The 18,994-nt window shown below is 36.4% G+C and carries 17 protein-coding genes; 2 read left to right on the top strand and 15 right to left on the bottom strand.

Features of this window, described 5'->3' with window-relative positions:
- Positions 1-62 precede the first annotated feature (62 nt).
- Both LQ201_RS16185 and LQ201_RS16180 read left to right on the top strand, forming a co-directional pair.
- A complete protein-coding gene (locus LQ201_RS16185; RefSeq protein WP_230144484.1) occupies positions 63-2,654 on the top strand; it encodes a hypothetical protein in 2,592 nt (863 codons plus the stop codon).
- 183 nt (positions 2,655-2,837) lie between these two features.
- On the top strand, positions 2,838-3,266 hold the full coding sequence (locus LQ201_RS16180) for a hypothetical protein (protein WP_230144483.1): 429 nt from the start codon (positions 2,838-2,840) through the stop codon (positions 3,264-3,266).
- Positions 3,267-3,410: 144 nt separating this feature from the next.
- On the opposite strand, the gene LQ201_RS16175 is transcribed toward LQ201_RS16180, so the two are convergent.
- From LQ201_RS16175 to LQ201_RS16105, 15 genes are all read right to left on the bottom strand, one after another.
- Entirely contained in the window at positions 3,411-4,250 is an 840-nt protein-coding gene (locus LQ201_RS16175; RefSeq protein WP_230144482.1) for an OmpA family protein, read from the bottom strand.
- Between the two features lie 110 nt (positions 4,251-4,360).
- A complete protein-coding gene (locus LQ201_RS16170; protein ID WP_230144481.1) occupies positions 4,361-5,020 on the bottom strand; it encodes a DUF2461 domain-containing protein in 660 nt (219 codons plus the stop codon).
- 95 nt (positions 5,021-5,115) lie between these two features.
- Entirely contained in the window at positions 5,116-5,514 is a 399-nt protein-coding gene (locus LQ201_RS16165; protein WP_230144480.1) for a DUF983 domain-containing protein, read from the bottom strand.
- Positions 5,515-5,518: 4 nt separating this feature from the next.
- On the bottom strand, positions 5,519-5,791 hold the full coding sequence (locus LQ201_RS16160; protein ID WP_057931686.1) for a hypothetical protein: 273 nt from the start codon (positions 5,789-5,791) through the stop codon (positions 5,519-5,521).
- A gap of 111 nt (positions 5,792-5,902) precedes the next feature.
- Positions 5,903-7,219: a DUF4302 domain-containing protein gene (locus LQ201_RS16155; protein ID WP_230144479.1), complete on the bottom strand. Its 1,317-nt coding sequence runs from the start codon at positions 7,217-7,219 to the stop codon at positions 5,903-5,905.
- Positions 7,220-7,230: 11 nt separating this feature from the next.
- Positions 7,231-8,559: a substrate import-associated zinc metallohydrolase lipoprotein gene (locus LQ201_RS16150; protein WP_230144478.1), complete on the bottom strand. Its 1,329-nt coding sequence runs from the start codon at positions 8,557-8,559 to the stop codon at positions 7,231-7,233.
- 16 nt (positions 8,560-8,575) lie between these two features.
- Complete coding sequence (locus LQ201_RS16145) at positions 8,576-10,030, bottom strand: RagB/SusD family nutrient uptake outer membrane protein (protein ID WP_230144477.1); 1,455 nt, start codon at positions 10,028-10,030, stop codon at positions 8,576-8,578.
- 11 nt (positions 10,031-10,041) lie between these two features.
- Positions 10,042-13,629, bottom strand: a complete 3,588-nt coding sequence (locus LQ201_RS16140; RefSeq protein WP_230144476.1) for a SusC/RagA family TonB-linked outer membrane protein — start codon at positions 13,627-13,629, stop codon at positions 10,042-10,044.
- A gap of 347 nt (positions 13,630-13,976) precedes the next feature.
- A complete protein-coding gene (locus LQ201_RS16135) occupies positions 13,977-15,137 on the bottom strand; it encodes a FecR family protein (protein ID WP_230144475.1) in 1,161 nt (386 codons plus the stop codon).
- A 62-nt stretch (positions 15,138-15,199) separates the two neighbouring features.
- Positions 15,200-15,799 carry an RNA polymerase sigma-70 factor gene (locus LQ201_RS16130; RefSeq protein ID WP_230144474.1) on the bottom strand — a complete coding sequence of 200 codons (600 nt, stop codon included), beginning with the start codon at positions 15,797-15,799 and terminating at the stop codon, positions 15,200-15,202.
- Positions 15,800-15,976: 177 nt separating this feature from the next.
- Positions 15,977-16,519, bottom strand: a complete 543-nt coding sequence (locus LQ201_RS16125; protein WP_230144473.1) for a DUF420 domain-containing protein — start codon at positions 16,517-16,519, stop codon at positions 15,977-15,979.
- Between the two features lie 83 nt (positions 16,520-16,602).
- Positions 16,603-17,298 (bottom strand): SCO family protein, encoded by a 696-nt coding sequence (locus LQ201_RS16120; protein ID WP_230144472.1) that lies wholly within the window; start codon positions 17,296-17,298, stop codon positions 16,603-16,605.
- Positions 17,298-17,651 (bottom strand): cytochrome C oxidase subunit IV family protein, encoded by a 354-nt coding sequence (locus LQ201_RS16115; protein WP_083505300.1) that lies wholly within the window; start codon positions 17,649-17,651, stop codon positions 17,298-17,300. Before LQ201_RS16115 ends, LQ201_RS16120 begins: the two co-directional genes overlap by 1 nt.
- A gap of 25 nt (positions 17,652-17,676) precedes the next feature.
- Positions 17,677-18,384, bottom strand: a complete 708-nt coding sequence (locus LQ201_RS16110) for a cytochrome c oxidase subunit 3 (RefSeq protein ID WP_230144471.1) — start codon at positions 18,382-18,384, stop codon at positions 17,677-17,679.
- A 31-nt stretch (positions 18,385-18,415) separates the two neighbouring features.
- Entirely contained in the window at positions 18,416-18,982 is a 567-nt protein-coding gene (locus LQ201_RS16105) for a cytochrome c oxidase subunit 3 (RefSeq protein WP_230144470.1), read from the bottom strand.
- Positions 18,983-18,994 lie beyond the last annotated feature (12 nt).

Below are 18,994 nucleotides of genomic sequence, written 5' to 3'. Positions count from 1 at the left end.
ATAGATTTCTTCAATTGTGAAATTATGATGACATTAGCGCTAGTCATCCCATCTGTTAATTAATGAATGCTAACGATCTCCTTATCGAACTCAGGAAGTTTGTCCTTATAAAATCTGGTTTGAGAAATATCGACCCAGCTCATTGTAAGATTATTTCAGAGTATGTATTTCAAGAAACTAAAAACTACGTAAGTGAAACAACCATCAAGCGATTCTTTGGCTTTGCGAACACCCTACATAAATTCTCTTTATTTACTTTAAATAGCTTATCACAATATATAGGTTATAACGATTGGGACTCATTTTGTAAAGACAAGGAAAACCAAACTACCTCCGTTCAAAGTATCTGGCAAGATTTAAAGCTAAAAGCACATGCCATTACAGAGATATCGTTAATTGCAAATAAAAATAATTCGGGCGTTCCATTTAATGCTACCGCCAACAGAAGTTTTTTTTACCCCGATTTTGATTATTTCTTAAAAAACAACTACCAGTTTACAACCATTAGTGCTCAACCCGGTCAGGGAAAATCGATACTCCTTGCACACATGGTAGAGTATTTTTTCTTATCAGAAAACGCCCTCTACAAAAACGATATCGTTTTATTGGTTAACTCTAGCAGCATTAATACCATTATCCAAAATGGAGACACTTTAAAAGACTGGTTTTTAAAAGAATTTAAATTCGGGAGTCTTACCGAGTTAATCAGTTTTTTCAAAAAAAATCCCGAAAAGAGAGAAGGCCGTTTCATTATTATTGTTGATGGTATTGATGAACATTTAGCAAGAAGTAATTATTTTAAAACGTTTATCGACTTTTTATATAGTATTGAAGAAAACAACTTTGTTAAGCTCGCATTTGGTCTGCGAACGAATAGTTGGATTAATCTTCAACCCGCTATTTACGGTTCTGCATCTTTAACTAAAGCCTGGTATACGGGCTTATTTTATGATGAGGAAACCCTAAGTAATGTACCATCGTTAAATGTTGATGAGGTACTCTACACCTTAAGCAATATAGAAAACAAAATTATCAACCGGGCAGATGTAAGCCTGCCCCTATTAACTCAGTTCAAAACCCCATTCTGGTTACAGGTTTATTTCAAGCTCAAAGATGAGAACCACCATCTTGAGCTGAGTAATCCTTTATTACGTTATGAATTAATTAACTACTTCTTAGAGAAACGCGTATTTCTGGCAAAAAAAAGCACAGAAAAAGTATTTCTCCTTAAAAAAATAAGCGATAGCATTTCAGAAGGAAATAAGAAATTAAGGGTTTCTAAAGAAAAAATCCTGAGTTATATCAATTGCTATCCCGATGCATACGAAGAACTTTTGCATACCGGGATCATCATCGAAGAAAAAAGGTTAAGTACTGCCATCCCTACAGAAATTGTCCGCTTTTTAAACGACGATATTTATACCTATTTCCTATTTATACAGATCACCGATAAGTTTGAATATAGGCCTTGTAAATCATTTTTCGAGCATATATTAAACAGTTTCCCTGGCCAAACCTCGCTCAGAGACTATATACTTAACTGGGCAATTAGGTTCTGCATCACAAGAAATGAGATTGCAGCCTTAAAAAACATTTTCAGGCTGCCATTTACCAACATTGAAAAAAACAGTGCCTTCGATTTTATCTGTTATGTGTCTAAATACGAACTTGGCAAACCCAATTCTAATTTCAATAAGTTAAGCATTGGCGTCGATTTTATCGACATTATGGCTACAGGGCGAACCATGAGCAACCTGTATAAGGAAACCATTAAAACCATTTCAGAGAATGTACTCAATGAAGACATTCAGATTATCCTGCATGTAATAGAATGCAACGTTAATCTAATTGATGTGGACAAAGTAGCTTTAGCCAATACCATGCAGCTGCTAAAGCGGAACTACAAAAGATTAAATGAATTGTTCCCAATTAATCCTTATGATTTAATTCTTTATTTCTACAATAACCTGGTTAATAAACCTAACGAGAGTAAAACCCTGGAAGATAAAATAATAAAACTTTGCCAGGAGATAGACCAGAGTAAACCACAGAAAAACGAAGAAATCACTTCTACCGAAATACTCTCTTACCGCTTGGTATTGATTACCTTATTTTCTCAAAAAAGCTATGCAGAATGCCACCGCTTTATTATGGCTATTTTGGCTAAGTACCCCAATATTTTTTATGTAAGACATTCCGTTTTCTCTTCTTTTTTACTGCTTCACTTAGGTCAAACCTATATCAAGCTCAACTATTTTAAAAAAGCGCAGCGCATTATGCAATTTGTTGATAAAATCATCAGCAGCGATTACACCTATTATACCAATTTTATTTTGGCCAGTTTCAGTGTGTTTAAAGCCAACTTTTACAATGCTACACATAATTACGAACAAGCGCTTATAGAAACGAATATCGGCTTGGGTATTACGGGAAAGAATGATTTTAAGATGTTCGAGATTGCCCTGTTATTAAGTAAGATCGATACCCTAAAACATACCGAAGAATCAGAAGAAGTATCAAACGTAATTAAAGAACTGTTAAACTTTTTAACGGTACATAAAATCTCCATGCCCGATTATTCTAACCTAAGCAGTTACGAGTTCGAGCATACCTTTAAAATTTTAAAATCTTACCGCAGGCATCAAAATCTATAAAAAGCCCTGCAATTATCGCAATGCTTTTCCCAAACGCAGGTCATTCATTTCTTAAGTCTAAAATGCTTTTTTTTTATGGAGCGCAGGGCCTGTATAAAACACTAAGTTTCTTCCCGTTTTACGCTTTTACGCTTCGCTTCCTCGTGCCTCGTTGCTGCAGGGTAACGCTGCAACCGGGGCTAAATGGCAAAAACAGTTTTTCATTTTCGCGGTTGTTGGGTGCAGAAACCCCTGTTCCTAAACCCGACAGCAGCGGCAGCCTCCGATTCTTATCGGAGCTACAGCGAATGGCGGGACTGGAAACCTCCAAGAACCACAAGCCAGTCATTTCCTAAGTCTACACGCTTTTTTTATGGAGCGCAGGGCCTGTATAAAACACTAAGTTTCTTCCCGTTTTACGCTTTTACGCTTCGCTTCCTCGTTCCTCGTTGCTGCAGGGTAACGCTGCAACCGGGGCTAAATGGCAAAAACAGTTTTTCATTTTCGGGGTTGTTGGGTGCAGAAACCCCTGTTCCTAAACCCGACAGCAGCGGCAGCCTCCGATTCTTATCGGAGCTACAGCGAATGGCGGGACTGGAAACCTCCAAGAACCACAAGCCAACCATTTCCTAATAAGAATGTCTTTATTTCGGTCGGTGAGACACCAACCGATAGGATAAAGGCTACCAAGAACCACAAGCCATTCGTTTCCTAATTTAAAGAAAAGTGAGTATGCTTATTTCGGTCGGTAAAATGCCAACCGATAGCATAAAATATTTATTTAATCAAGTTATAAAGTTCATCCAGCTTAGGCGAAAGTACAATCTCTATCCTTCTGTTTTTGCTTCTTCCATCTGCATTTGCGTTGGTACCCAACGGTTGGAACTCGCCCTTACCTGTAGCTGTCATCCTTACACTTTCTACCTTCTCATTCTCTGTTAAATAACGTACTACGGAGGTAGCCCTCAATACACTTAAATCCCAGTTATCTTTAATCTGCCCCAGGTTATTTATTTTCTGGTTATCGGTATGACCTTCAACTGCAATGTTTATCTCCGGTTGTTGTTTTAATACGTTGGCCAATTGAGTCAGTGCTTGTTTTCCTTTTTCATCGATAATAATACTTCCCGAAGGGAACAATAGTTTATCCGTTAGCGAAACATAAACTTTACCATTTTTAATCTCTACGGTTAAACCACTTTTGGTAAAGCCCAATAAAGCCTGTTGAAGTTTTTCTTTCAATGCATTGGTTGCCTCATCACGTTTACGCAAAACTTCTTCTACTTCTTTTAAACGTTTTTCGCGGGCAGCTAAGTCTCCGGATAGTTTGGTAATTTCTGATGAAGAATTATTTTTAAGCTTTTTATAGCTCGCATCCATTTCATTGTAATTGTTCTGCAGATCGCGAAGTTCTTCAGCCATTAAGGTAGTATCCTTTTTAAGCTTACCTACTTCTTTTTCTAAATTTTCGATTTTAATTAAACCTTCGTTAAAAGCAGTATATAGCGAATCTTTGGTACCCAATAAGGCTTTGTACTTTTTAGGCGAAAGAACAACGCAAGAGCTAATTGAAGAGATAAACAAGAGCAGCGCAAATGCAAAAAAGGTATTTTTCATATTTTATTTTCAAGATTTGAGTATCAAGGATCAAGACCTTTTATAGGTTGAACATTGACTATTGGTTATTGATTATTTTGGGTTATGGTCATTAAAAATTAAACGGTTGATTATTGTTCAATGGCATTCCGTAAAAATGCAACTAATGGTTGTACTGTTTTAAAAGAACTTATCAACTTATTAACGAGGTTTGGTTTTAAAAATTCTTCATCTCCGATTTTTGTGGTGGCCTCGAAGCTTTTTAACTTCAAAAATTCGATATTTGGATCTGCAGGATCATAACCCTTAGGTGCATTTTTAAGTGCATTATCAACCCCCAGTTTAAAGTTTTTCTTGAAGGCTGTATTGTTAATAATTTCTTTAAAATCGCCTATATTATAATCAATCTCTTGCCTGATCAATTTTAAATGTGCCGCATCTGGCATCCAGTATCCACCTGCAATAAAACTTTTTCCTGGCTGAATATGCAGATAATAGCCGGGTTCGTTCCCTCCTTTTTTAGTGGAGAACCATATGCCAAAGTTATTTTTATAAGGATCTTTATTCTTGCTGAAGCGCACATCACGATAAATGCGTAAAAGGCACTTTTTTGGATCCATCTCTGCCGGAAGCATTGGATCTACTTTGGCCAGCTCCGGGATGATATTGGCCACAAGTTCGAGTACATCGGCCTTTGCATTTTCATAAACTTCTTTGTTGGCGGCAAACCATTCGCGGTTGTTATTCTCCGCTACGTCTTTTATAAAACTAAGGGTTTCTTTTTTTAACATACGGGTATTGGGTTAACTGGTTAATCGGTTAATTGTTTAATCACAGAATTTAACAATTAACCAGTTTATACGATTTAAACGACTAACCAATACTACTACTTATCGTAATATGGCTTATACTTAATGTTCGGCGATAAAACATGGAGCAGTATAATTCTCGAATATCGATAGTTAAATGGATACAGAATAAAACAACCTGCAAAAATAACAATTAGATAAGGCCAGAAAGTTGCATCGGTAAGCGGACCAAAAATTAAATAGGTGATGAAACTGGCGAAAAGCATTTCGATTACGTTCATGGCATAACTTACATACATGGCTGCATAAAAGTAACCAGGTTCAATTTCTATGCGTTGTGCACAATGCCCGCAGATTTCTTTGGTATGCTGAATGTTCCAGCCATACATACTGCCTGTAAAAATATCTCCTCTACGGCAATGCGGACACTTACAGTGTACAATGGCATAAAGTTTTGAGGTAGTTTGCTCAGACATACTTTTAATTTAAATTAAAAGGTTCCTTTTTCATATTAAGGTGCACATTCTTTTTGCGGTATTTTTTATACCATACCACACCAACAATAACAGCCATTAAATAAGGAAGAGATAAAAGATACAGTACACCTGTATTTAACCCTGCTGTTTGCGTATTCCCGTTTTTAACACCTTGCTCGGCATTAATGGTACACATGGAACATTGTGCGTTAACATTTGGGCTTACCGCGAATGTAAATACCAATACAAACAGGATAAAAATTGCTTTCTTCTTCATTAGTTACAAATATAAGCATAAACGTTTGGAGGGGTTTAAAAATTATGTCATAAAAAACCCTTGCTTTTTAGGGCAAGGGTTACGGGAGAGAGAGATTAAAATTTATATTAGTTACAGCGTACCATAAAAAAATGATGCTGCGTCAATAGTCCTATAAAGTCCGCCAAGTAAAGGTGCATTTGGGTTGGTGCTAGTTACCCAATCAATTTTAAATGGACCAGTTAGAAAATAATTCTGAATATCAATTAATTGTGTTGTTCTTGCGACCCAATTGCTATCATAAATTGGATTACTCAACGTAATTACTCCATTCTCCATAACATAATTGTATGTAGCAACCGCTGTAAGAGTAGTTGTACCATTATTATTTTGGGTAGTCACTGTTGCGGTATTATTACTCGTTAATGCAAAACGGACAGCTACAAGTGTACGGGATGGGACAAGTGTAGTTGCAAACTTGGTTACACTTGCCTGATATGCAACATTAAATCCCGATGTAACACCTAATGGTAAACTCGTCCCAATATTAATACTTCTATACGCAAAAGCAGATGGGAAACCAAACTGTAATGATAGTGGTATAATAGGAACTGGAGAATTTTGCACATTAATCCTGGTAGTACCAACCATAATATAATAAGCCTTACTAGCCGAATCGTATAGTAGTTCATTGAAATAAGTACCTCCGTAATTTAAATAAGCACTTAGCGAAAGTTTATTGATGCCATAAGCAAAAGTTACATTTTTCGTTTGCACAATACCTTTACTATCTAAATAGGTTAGTTTCATGGTTTTTGAAGTTGGATCGATAGATAATGCCCCCTTTGTTCCATCAGCAAATTGTAAATACGGATATTTATTAGCTGCAACATATGCCGTATTTGCATCGGTCATGGTTTTCAAACCACCCGCCAAAATACTTTGGCTCTCGGCAGCAGATAAAGTTACCATCGACATTTTATTTCCATAAAATGTTCCTTCAAATTTTAAGGTATCGCCAGCAATACCAGCAAAAGCAAATTCAAAGTCAGATTTTAAACCGCTAGCATTTGCCCCGCCACTAATACTCGCATCAGGATCGGCTATTAAATGAATATAGTTATAAGTATCAAAAATTAAAGTTGGCCTTTGCAAGGCTTTTAACCTATAGGTACTTGTTTGTGTTGCGCCAGATGATGTGTTGTTCACATCACCCATCATATCTACCTTTCCATCTGCCAAAAATTTAAAATAAAAAGAGAAACCTTTTCCGCCCGAAGGGTAAATGGTGGCTTTCCATCCATTTGATGCAGCTACTAATTTAGCTTGGTTGGCAACCAGTTCTGCTGTTAATCTGGTATCAGGATCGTCCAAAATAGGATCAGAATCCCTTTTACAACTGACCATTAACAAAACAACAAGCGCTATATATAAAAATTTATTTTTCATGTTCTATAAAATTAATTTCCTAAAACGCCATAAGTGAATGAAGCAGCATTGGTAGTTTTTCTGAAGCCACCATATTCAATCCTCATATCTGGAGTATAAAAATAATTTAACAATAAAGGACTTTGCACAAAATAACCCGTTAACGGGGCAACAGCCGGAGCAATCACATTTGCATTTGCATCTCTGGTGGTAGCGGTAAAGGTAACCTGGTTTCCAGTTGCAGCGTAAGTATGGGTAAATAACCCAGTATAGGCTGTTCCAATTGCTGTTCCTGCGGTAGCATGAAAATTAACCTTCATTTGCATTTCTGTTGCGCTGGTAAATGTAATTGTCATATTGTCCAGTTCATATTTTGCAGTGGTATTTAAAGCCAAGAGTGCCGTCTTAGCATTATTATAGGCTGTGGTAAACTCATCTGATAAACCTGTAGTGGTTACCGGGTTAATGTTCACCGAGCTAAATGCTTTACCAAAACCTAAATAGCCAGATAAATTTATCGGTGACAAATCATTGAAAGATTTTTGTACCCTGGTTTGTAATCCATAAAAATCTATGCCCCAGGTTTGCTTAAAATAGGCTACAACCAGTGCTTCTTTTGCCCTGATAGCGGTTACAGCAGTAGTAGAAGTGTTGGCTTTAAGCAATGTCTCGTAACCCGACTTACCTTCGGTTAACATAATAGAAACCATTTCGGCATAATCTTCGCCTGGCGCAGCCTGTGCATATTGACTAATGAAACCATTAGCTGCAAAGCCTGTACTATTGTTCCAATCGGCAGTATAACCAGCAGGTGTAATCTGCTGAAATTCTTTCTGATAAGTGATCGTTTGGTTTAAAATATGCGTAAATTCATGGTGAATGGTTTTCAAAACTCTTTTCGCTACAGAACGTTCAGATTTATCGAAATTGTTTACATTAAACAAAGTTACTTTAACTCCACCTTCAGCTTCTCCTAGTGTAACGGTACCTCCAGAGTTATACTGAAGACTTCCAACTAAAACATATTGTTTAGGAGAATATTTTTTTATAAAATCTGCACCTGCTTCAGCAGTATAAGGATCAATCCACGAGCCTTTTACTACTTCCATTAATGGCTGCACCTTATCGTACTTTACTGGTGTAAGGGTTTTACTATTATCATACTCTGTACCATCCCATCTGTATTTTACATATAGATTGTAAGGTTGGGTAAAGTTGTCAAACAGCCATTTATCAAGGGTAGTTTCTGCCCAGGTATCTCCACCTAATCCAACAATTTCGCGGTTAAGGTTTTCATCTTCTTTTTTACAACCAGAACCCGCAACTAAGAGCGCTAGCATTAAAATATATAATTTTTTCATGTTGATAAAATTTAGGTTATCTAGGATTTTGTTGCATTCCTGCTAAGGTTACTTCACTTGGCAACTGCCAAACTTTTCTCAAATCATCAGCTGCTAACTCTACATTATTTCCATCTGGATCCAGGTGACTAACAGGTAACTTATACCTTAAAATATCCATCCAACGCATTCCTTCTTCTACAAACTCTGCCCTTTTCAAATCCAACAAAGCGTATATATATGCTTGTTTGACATCGGAGGTTCTTGAAGTGTAAAAGCTCTTAATTTTAGCATCAGTAAAATTGTGGGTAGATGCTACATAACCGGTAACTCTTTGGCTGATTAATGTATTCATATCAACCAAAGCATCACTAAGTCTGTCTCTCATAATATAAGCTTCGGCTCTATTCAACAAAACCTCTTCAGTAGTTAATAGTGTTTGCATCACATATCCAACTCCAGTGCTTGCATTTATACTGGTCCGTACAAAATGTTCGTAATGTTTAGGGATAAAGTAAAAGGTTGAAGAGTTAGAGTATCGCTGATATGCATTTAAGCTTATACCTAATGGGGCAGTAATCGTATTCAACCTATTTTGGCTTAGAGAATAGATCGTAGTTTTGTAATTCCTGGCGCTCCAAGATGCAGTTTCTGCCAACAACAAATTACCAGGATTTGCAGCACTCGACATGTTTTGAGCAACTTCATTTGAACCACCTGTTGGTGCAGAATAAGCGAACCAAGGTCTTACGTTTGTAGCAAAGTTGTTAGAAGGGAAAGCCAGATTAGCATAGGTAATCACCTTCTCATAATCTTTCTTAAACAAATAAAAACGTGTAGCAAAAGCATTTGCCGCTTTACGGGTAAAGTGATAAGCAGGTACTCTATAAAGTTCGTCTTTTATTAGCGGAATGCCTTCAAGCAAATCTTTTTCTATCTGCTCGTAAACATAAGCCACCGTTTTACGATCGTAATTTCTCAGCACCACTGTTTCTGGCTTGGTAACATATGGAATACCTAAATCTGAAGCCGCTGTTGCACTATCATAACATTTCGAAAAGAAAGTAACCAACATAAAGTGTGCATAAGCTCTTGCTACTAGTGCCTCTCCTCTTTGATGTGTATAATTCTGTTGATCTGTTGCTTTATCAATTGCATCCAGCGCCTGGTTTGCAGCGGCAATTGCTTCGTAACAGTTATTCCAATAGTTATTTGGCGTGTCCTGTCCAGTGCCCTGAACATCTCTCCAGTAGTAAGCATCTCTATTTTCAGGTTTATCAAGTCCTGTTAAACTCACGAAAGATGGGTTATCAGACATTGCTTCTGCTACCATCACATAACTTCCACCAGGATAAGCTGTAACCAATAATTCAGAAACTTTCTCAGGTGTGTTTAATTTGGTACGCTGATCTGGCGATACCTCTAAATATTTCTTACAGCCTGAACCAAATGCTGCAAGAGTGATGAACGTATAAATTATATATTTCTTCATTTTAATTCTTATTAAATACCAACTTTTAGGGATAAAGTAATTTGTCTGGGTATTGGCAATGCTACACCACCAGATCCAAAAAACTCAGGATCTTGCCCTTTTAGTTTTTTATCAGCATAGATTAACCAAATGTTATTTCCTTGCAGTTTTAACGATAACGAGTTTAAACCGATTGATTTTGCATATTTTGTAGATAAGTTATATGCAAGCGAAACCTGTTTCAGTCGTACAAAAGAACCATCAGCAACTCGATCTGAAGAATAATTGTATGCCGTATAAGGATAAGTACCTGTTAAAGATTTTCTCAATAAATAATCGGCAATTGATGGCACATTGGTAATAGCTTCATCACCTGGTAAAGTCCATCTATCTAAAAACTCTCTCGGCATGGCATCACTATCATCATAATTAGTTGCAAAAACATTTGTTAACCTTATTTTATTTCCAGCTTGATAAGAAACAAATACGTTTAAAGCGAAATTTTTATAATTGAAAGTATTATTCAAACCACCAGTATAAAGTGGATCAACAGCGCCTTCATATTTAAGGTAATCAGTAGTTGTGCTTTGTACATATACATTACTGCTGGTTACACCACTTTCGTTTGTAAATACTGGAACACCTAAACTATTTAGTTTTTGAAAGTCGATAGAATATAATCCTCTCACCGCACCACCTTCTTTAGGCCCGCCTTCCGGGATAATTAAATCATAAATACGTGGTTTGCTTTTTAAATTGGTAATGGTGTTTTTATTGTATCCAAACGTAAAGGTGGTATTCCATTTAAAATCGGCTGTTTTAACAGGCATACCACTTAAGTTTACTTCAAATCCATGCGAATTCATATCAGCATAATTAGCTGATTTTGTAAACTCACCGCCGATACCGGAGGTTCTAAAGTTGCCGATAAGATCAAAACCTTTTCTATTATAATAATCCAATGATACATTTAAACGGCTTTGGAACAAACCTAAGTCTACCCCAATGTTTGCTTCATATTGTTTTTCCCAGGTAAGTTCCGAATTCTCTAAACCATTTAAAGTAATGCGGGGCTCTACTTCAGATAATCTTGGCCTTAAAGTAGTGCTATTGGCTAAAACTACAGATGAGTTAGTAGCACTACCCATACTTGCTGTTAAACCGTAGCCGCCTCTTACTTTTAAGTAACTTATTTGCGAAATGTTTTTAATAAATTCTTCTTGATCTACGTTCCAGGCTGCACTTAACGTCCAGGTTGGAAGCCATCTTGCAACGGCACTTTCACCCAAACGGTTACTTCCATCATATCTGAATGTTCCATTAAATACATATTTAGAATCGTAAGAATAACTACCGTTTAAAAAGAAAGCTGCATATCTATCAAAAAATCTATCCATACCATAGTAATTATAATTTCCTTCTAGTAGCATTTTAATGATCCTATAGTCAATAAATGGTTCGCCCCCTTTATCGTATTGGTAACCATATCCATTATTGAAACTGTTTTGGCGGTTTGCAAATTTGATCTCTTGACCAATAAAGGCACCAAGTGCATGTTTACCAAAATCTTGTTTCCAATCTATTTGATTTCTTACGTTGAAGTTTAAGAGATAATCATCATTTCTATTATAGAATCCTCCTTGAGGAAGTACACTTTCTTTATCAATAATTTCTGGATGATCTGGATCATCGTATAAGAAAATATTGGCATTGGCAATAGTAGAATTTGGCGCATAACGGTAAGCTGTAGCCATGTTAGAATACTCAGTAATTTTGTGCTCGCGGGTTGTTTTAACATAACGCATTGCACCTACCGATCTGAACTCAAAGTTTTTAATAAACTTGTAGTTAAATTCCCCTTGCATTTTCATATCCAACATATCCAAATCGATGTGGTTGTTTTCTGTTTCGTTAAGGATATTAAATGGTGCATAATTTCTGGTAAAATATTCCAGATTACCATTATCATCAAAGGCCCTAATTGTTCGGCTAGTATTTAATGCATAGCTGAAAGGATTGATATCAAAATCACGTGTATACGTTCCTTCTACTACATTACTGGTTCTACCCAATGTGCCTGGAGCTCTTTGTTGCCTATATGCACCTGTAGCTAATAAGCCAATATTAATTTTAGGGGAAAGTGTATAATTTCCACGAAGGTTCATGGTATATCGCTTCACGTTATCAGCAATAGACCATCCATTATCATTATAGTAACCAACTGAGAAATAATGCTGTGATTTTTCAGAACCCGAAGAAATACTGATTGAATGTTCTTGTACAAAAGAATTTTTGAAAAGTACATCAAACCAGTCGGTATTAGCTGTTGCATATTTTCGCAAAAATGCTGCTCTTCCTTCTGGCGTATTAACAACACCAAATTGACCGGTACTACTGTTATACTTATTAATTTCCTGGTACATTTTAGCAAAAACACCTCCGTTCATTCCGTTTACGATGTTTGGAGATAATCCACCTTTTCTATAAACTTCCGCGTACAAAGACATCTGATCTGCAGAATTCATGATATTGTACGAATCGTAATCTGGTTTTAAGAACGAAGAAAAGTTACCACTATAATTAATAGTTGTATTTCCAATCTTTCCTTTTTTGGTGGTAATTACCACCACGCCATTCATGGCTCTGGCACCATAAAGTGCAGTTGCAGATGCGTCTTTTAAAATATTAAAGCTTTCAATATCATCGGCATTTATTCCTGCTACCGATGAACCGATTAACGTTAAAGCGTCTCCACTCGACAACTGATCGTTAGAAATGTTAACAATATCCTCCAATACAATTCCGTCAACTACCCAAAGAGGCTTATTCTCTCCTGAAATGGAAGTAGCTCCACGAACACGGATTTTCGGTGCTGTACCAAAAGTACCCGAAACGTTCTGCACCGAAACCCCTGCAACACGGCCCTCTAACATCCGGCTAACATCCACAACACCATCTTGCTTTACATCGCTTCCCTTAACGGTCGTTGCAGATCCGGTAAATAACTTTTTCTGTATATTTTGGTAACCAGTGGATACTACATCAACCGTTTTTAGATCATTAACATTTTCTTTCAGGTTTACGTTAATTTTCGTGCGGTTATTAACCTCCAGTTCAATTGGGTTATAACCTACATAACTAAAAACAAGTGTACCCGCATCACTTACTCTAATGGTATATTCACCATTTGCGTTGGTTGTCGTAGAGTTTGTCGTTCCCTTTTCACGGATACTTGCACCTGGGATTCCACTCCCATTATCATCCGATACCCTTCCTTTTACTTCAATAACAGCAAAATAGTTGACAATCTTATCGAAAATACTCTTCTCTTTTGGTTTGATTAAAATTGTTTTATCTTCAATAGTATAGGTTAAATCCCGACCAGAAATAATCTTAGTCATTACTTCTTCTATAGTTGCATTATTAAAATTGGCATTTAAAGTAGTAGTGCTTTTAATGGTGTTGGTTGATAATAATACATCGTAACCAGATTGCTGTCTGATTTCCCTAAACATTTTTTCTAATGTTACATTTCTTTCTTTTAATGTAACCAGCTGGCCAAATGAAGCTGCACTTACCTGCATTAGCGAGGCAAGTAATATGACCGTAACTAACTTCATAATTAATAGCAATTTAGGTATGTAGCGTCGATGCGTACATAAAATTCTAATATAAATTTTGTACATTTAATAGTCTGTTTTTGTGCGAAGCGCAATAAAGTTTAGACGCCAAAAAGCGTTTCGCGGTTATCCAAGAAATAATTAATTTTAATCGATTCCGGTTTACGGAATAGCTAAACAGATAATAAAGGGGGTGTTGCAAGCACTCCTTTTTTATTTATTCAACTTTTGAATCGTTAGGAGGTTTGTCGAAGTATATTCATTTAGTTGTAGTGGTTTTAGGTTATTGTTGATTAATTAGTTTTGTTTTTAGAGATAAAGGTTAGTTACGCCTTCATCTTTTCAGGTTATTCTTTATAGACAATAACTTTATTGCCTTTAATATCGAAACGTACTTCACCAGTTTGCTCAAGTTTGGTTAACACTTTCGATATTTTTTCAAAACGGCTTACCGTTCCGTAGTACATCACATTTTTTGCATCCGCATCTGCGTATTCTATTTCTACATTATACCAACGGGCAACTTTACGTAAAATGCTTTCTTGCCGTTCGTTATCGAACATAAAATAGCCGTTTTTCCATGCTATTGCTTCATCAACATTTACTTCTTTTACATCCATGCCAGAAACAGATACCAAAGATTGCTCGCCAGGTTTAAGCACCTCGCTCTCATTGGTAGTATTATGTGAAACTCGTACGCTTCCTTCCAACAAAGTAGTTTTAGTTACCCTTTCATCTTTATAACTATTAATATTAAAGTGCGTACCCAATACCTCAACAGACTGTTTATCGGTTTCTACAATAAAAGGATGTGCTACATTTTTAGCTACTTCAAAATAAGCCTCCCCATCTAATTTCACCAAGCGCTGCTTAGCCGTTCCGATATTTAACGAATACTGAATTGAAGATGCTGCATTTAGCCAAACAGTAGAACCATCGGGCAACTGGATTTGCCATTCGCCACCATTTGGGGTTGAAATGGTATTTAAGCTCGCATCATTTACATTTTCTGATCCAGCCATGTTATACACCAATTGACCATCGGCAGTTTTGGTGATAGAGAAGCCGGCTTCTTTGGCAACATCGCCATTCATCGCATCTGAAAGTGAAATTTTCTTTCCATCGGCCAGGGTGAGAATAGCTTTATTTTTTCCCGGCGCCACGTCACTAACAAAAACGTGCTCTTTCTTTTTCTGTAAAGAGAGGTAAGCGGTGAATGAAAACACAATAAAAACAACTGCAGCAGCAGCCCATTTTAAGCGCTTCATTAAAATCCGTTTAGGCGATCGGCTTGGTTTATCTACCGCTAGAATTTTATTTAGGACGGGATTCCATTTTTCCGCAACAACATTAACCGCATGTTCTTCTTCTGCGATAATCATTTTCACGATTTCGTCAGAAAGCAATGATGTGCTGTTTTCTGCTAAAATTAAAAGTTCTTCCCTTTCGGCCTCGCTTAAGGTCTTAGCTGTAAACTGTTGTAAGAGATAATGTATACGTTCTTCCATAAAGATTCTGATACTAAGAAGCAGCAAAAGAAAATTAGGACTATCGGGATATTAATTTTTTTCTATTTTATTTTCAAAAAAGAAAAAACAATTGGAAAAAAGAATACAATCCCATGTTGATCGAGGTGTATACGTATCGATTTAAGGGCAATTACTAGGGCATTTTTAACCGTATTAGGCGAGATATTGAGTATTTCTGCAATTTCAGGTATGGTTTTACCATCGCGTCTGCTCAATTGATATATATTTTTGCGTTGCTCAGGTAATTTTTCAACAGCAATAGCAATAATTTTCGTTACCTCGTTTAAATTAATGGTTTCTACCGTATTGTTATGGCTATTTTGTTGCTTAGCCACAAATGCATCCACAACTCTATCTTCTTTTAATTTTTTACGCAAGTAGCTTAAACATTCGTTAGAAACATATTTATATAGATAGGCTTTCACATTATCGACTTCAGCTAATTTATCGCGATTTAGCCAAACCCTCAAAAATGAATCTTGAATAATTTCTTCAGCGGCATCTTCAGATTTAGAGAACTTAGCGGCAAAAATGTGGAGTACAGGAAGATATTTGAAGAACAAAACAGAAAAAGCCTGCTCATCTCCCTCTACGATTTTTTCTATAAGCTTACGTTCATCTTCTGTCCTTCCTGGCGCCATAAATTAGTCGATCTACCTGCTCATCTACAAATTATAAGTGTTTTTTTTGAGATGTAATATACATAAAAGTGAAAAAAAAATTGGGTTAAAACAAATATGATGTTCTGGCTAAGTAACATTAAATAAAAAAAACCTTACTTGTTAGGTAAGGCTTCAGCACTTTCTAAGCGAAAAACGCTAATATTGATAATATGGTGAAATCATCAAATAGACCACTACACCAGTTATTGCAACATAAAGCCATAATGGAAATGTAATTCTTGCAATTTTTCTATGGCGATCGAAACGCTCGGCCAATGCCCTTACATAAGTAACCAAAACCAGAGGAATAATGGCTATTGACAATAGGATATGCGTTAACAAGATAAAGAAGTAGGCATATTTAATGGCACCATCACCACCAAATTTGGTAGATGGGGTAGTCATATGATAAGCGATATACATTACCAAAAACAATAAAGAACAGCCGATAGCGGTTTTCATCAAGTTTTGGTGCAATTGTATTTTACCATTTTTTATGGCCCAAACCGCAACCACCAACAGTACAGCCGTAATTCCGTTAATGGTAGCATATATTGGCGGTAAAAAAGGAAGTGTAGGTGCATTGATACCTAAATCTTTTAGTTTTACTACGAATAAAAATGCTACTGCTAGGGGTATAAAAATAGAAAGAATGATGATCCACTTGCTATACTTTTTCTCAATTGGGCTATTTTCCATGAGTTTTTTAAATCTCTTTATATTATTATTATTTTGTATCGACTTCCGACTCCAAACGCTAAAAACCCTAACTGCTAAGCCAATTACCTGCCGTCTTTAACGTTCCGCAAATACTCTGCAATAAGTACTTTTATTTCGTCCTCCAACCTGGCGTTTGCCTCGGCGTTATCTGCATCATAAATACCACGTATACGGTGTAGATTATCGATAAGTACTATTTTATTGCTAAAAATAAAATTGGTTTTCTCTTTCGTTTCATCTGTTACTACATCAAGTAACAAACCTTTCCTGATCAGCGGATAAGTTTGAATGGTATCACCAACCAGAAAATCCCATTTTCCAGCTTTTGCCTTAAAATGCTCCGCAAAATCTTTTATTCTACCTTTATCAAGTGGATCGACAGAGAGGCTTAAAAACTTAACCAAAGGTTTTAGCTCATACCCATCAGATAATTTCTTAATGTATTTACTTGTTTCCTGGTTGTTGGCACCGGTATAAAATAAATTTAGTACCACAATCTTGTTCGCGAGCGATTTCCAGGTAATGGTATCGTTATGTTGGTTTACGAGTTTAAAATCAGGAACCAGGTGATAAATGGTATCTGGTATTTTTTTCCCTTTTTCGCTATGAAAGGTTGATGCAACAACTTTCTCACCAAAGATGGGTAAACGCTTATACCTGTTCTTTGCAAAGTGTGGCAATAAGTAAAAAAACAAAAATCCCGGTATAGCTAAAATGCTTACCAGGATTATTACCTTTTTTATAGGACTTCTTTTCATTAATGGTTCATCATGTGGATGTTTAAGAACCCACCTTCTATCAGCATTAAAACAATAAAGTAAATAATGAAAATAAATGATACCGTTAATGCAAGCTGTAAGCCCAATTTCTCAAACTTTAAGTGCATAAAATAAGCTACGATATAAAATGCCTTTACCAAAGTTAAAGCGATATAAATGTAGTTACCGATATGCTGAGGAATATGATGCCCTGGAATAAGCCAAAGTGCTATAATAAACTCAATACCTGTAATTAGTGATAAAATACCTGCTACTTTCCAGATTTTGGCTTTATTCATTCCTGCATGTTCGCCATGCTCATGGCCTTCTGTTGTATGTGCGTGCTCTGACATAAAAATATTTTTATAATATGATAAATTAAACCAAATAGAAGAATGTAAATACAAACACCCAAACTAAATCAACAAAGTGCCAGTATAAACCCACTTTTTCTACCATCAAATAGTGTCCTCTTTTCTCAAAACTTCCATTAATGGTCATCACTAATATGATGATATTAATTAAAACACCAGTAAATACGTGGAAACCATGGAAACCGGTAATGGTGAAGAACAGGTTAGAAAATTGCTGTGCCGATACTAAAGATACCTCACCTGTAAATAAATGATGTAATGTTTCCATCGGTGGAATTTTTCCCCATCCAAAACCTTCATGGAATAAGTGTGTCCACTCTAAAGCCTGGCAGCCCAAGAACATAAAACCACCAATAATAGTAGCAACCATCCACCAGATTACTTCTTTTTTTGCACGACGGTGACCAGCCTCAACAGCCATAACCATGGTTACGGAACTAAGAATTAATATAAAAGTCATGATACCCACAAAAACTAACGGGGCACCGCTTTCTTTTAATCCAGGGATTGATTGGAAAACCAAATCCGGATCAGGCCATGTTAATTTAGAAAAACGCTGAGCGCCGTAGTAGATCAATAAAGATGAAAAGGTAAAAGCATCTGACAAAAGGAAAAACCACATCATGATTTTACCATATTCTACCGACCACGGAGAACGACCACCATTCCATGGTCCGGTTTTAACTTGATCTAATTGTGATACTGCATTCATTTGGAAATAGTATAATAGTTTGTTAACAAATTTAACGGTTCAAAAGTAAAAAAACATACAGATATATCCATAATATATCTATAAAATGCCAAAAAATAGAAGCAATTTCCATTCTATACTGGACTTTGGCAACAGGCAGGCTTTTATAACTTCCTGCTAAAGCATTAATAATAAGGCCAACACCGCCAATAATGTGTAATAAGTGCATGCCAGATACCACATAAATAAATGATATTGCTGCGTTATTTCCTACTAGGGTTGCACCGGTCCGCACCATACTTCCCCAGGCATTAAACTGCATTACACCAAAAGCGACGGCTAATATTACGGTAATCCACAGCATATTGCGCTGTAAGCTAAAGTTCAGTTTCTTTAAAGCCTTTGATGCAAGCACCAAAGTAATGCTACTGGCAATAATTACCAAACTAGAGTAAATAAAAGCATCTGGTAAAACCAAACCATGCCCCTTTCCCTTCGAAGCGGCAAATACCAGATAATAACTGGTAAAACCACCAAACATAATTGTTGATGATACGACAAATAACCAAACAATAAATTTCCTTGGTTTAGGGTCAAACGTATCCTGCATCTTTTCCATTGTTAGCACCAT

The organism is Pedobacter sp. Bi126 (assembly GCF_918698245.1).
Classification (GTDB): domain Bacteria; phylum Bacteroidota; class Bacteroidia; order Sphingobacteriales; family Sphingobacteriaceae; genus Pedobacter.
The sequence above is the reverse complement of the archived record's forward strand: the minus strand, read 5'-3'. Positions and strand labels throughout refer to the sequence as shown.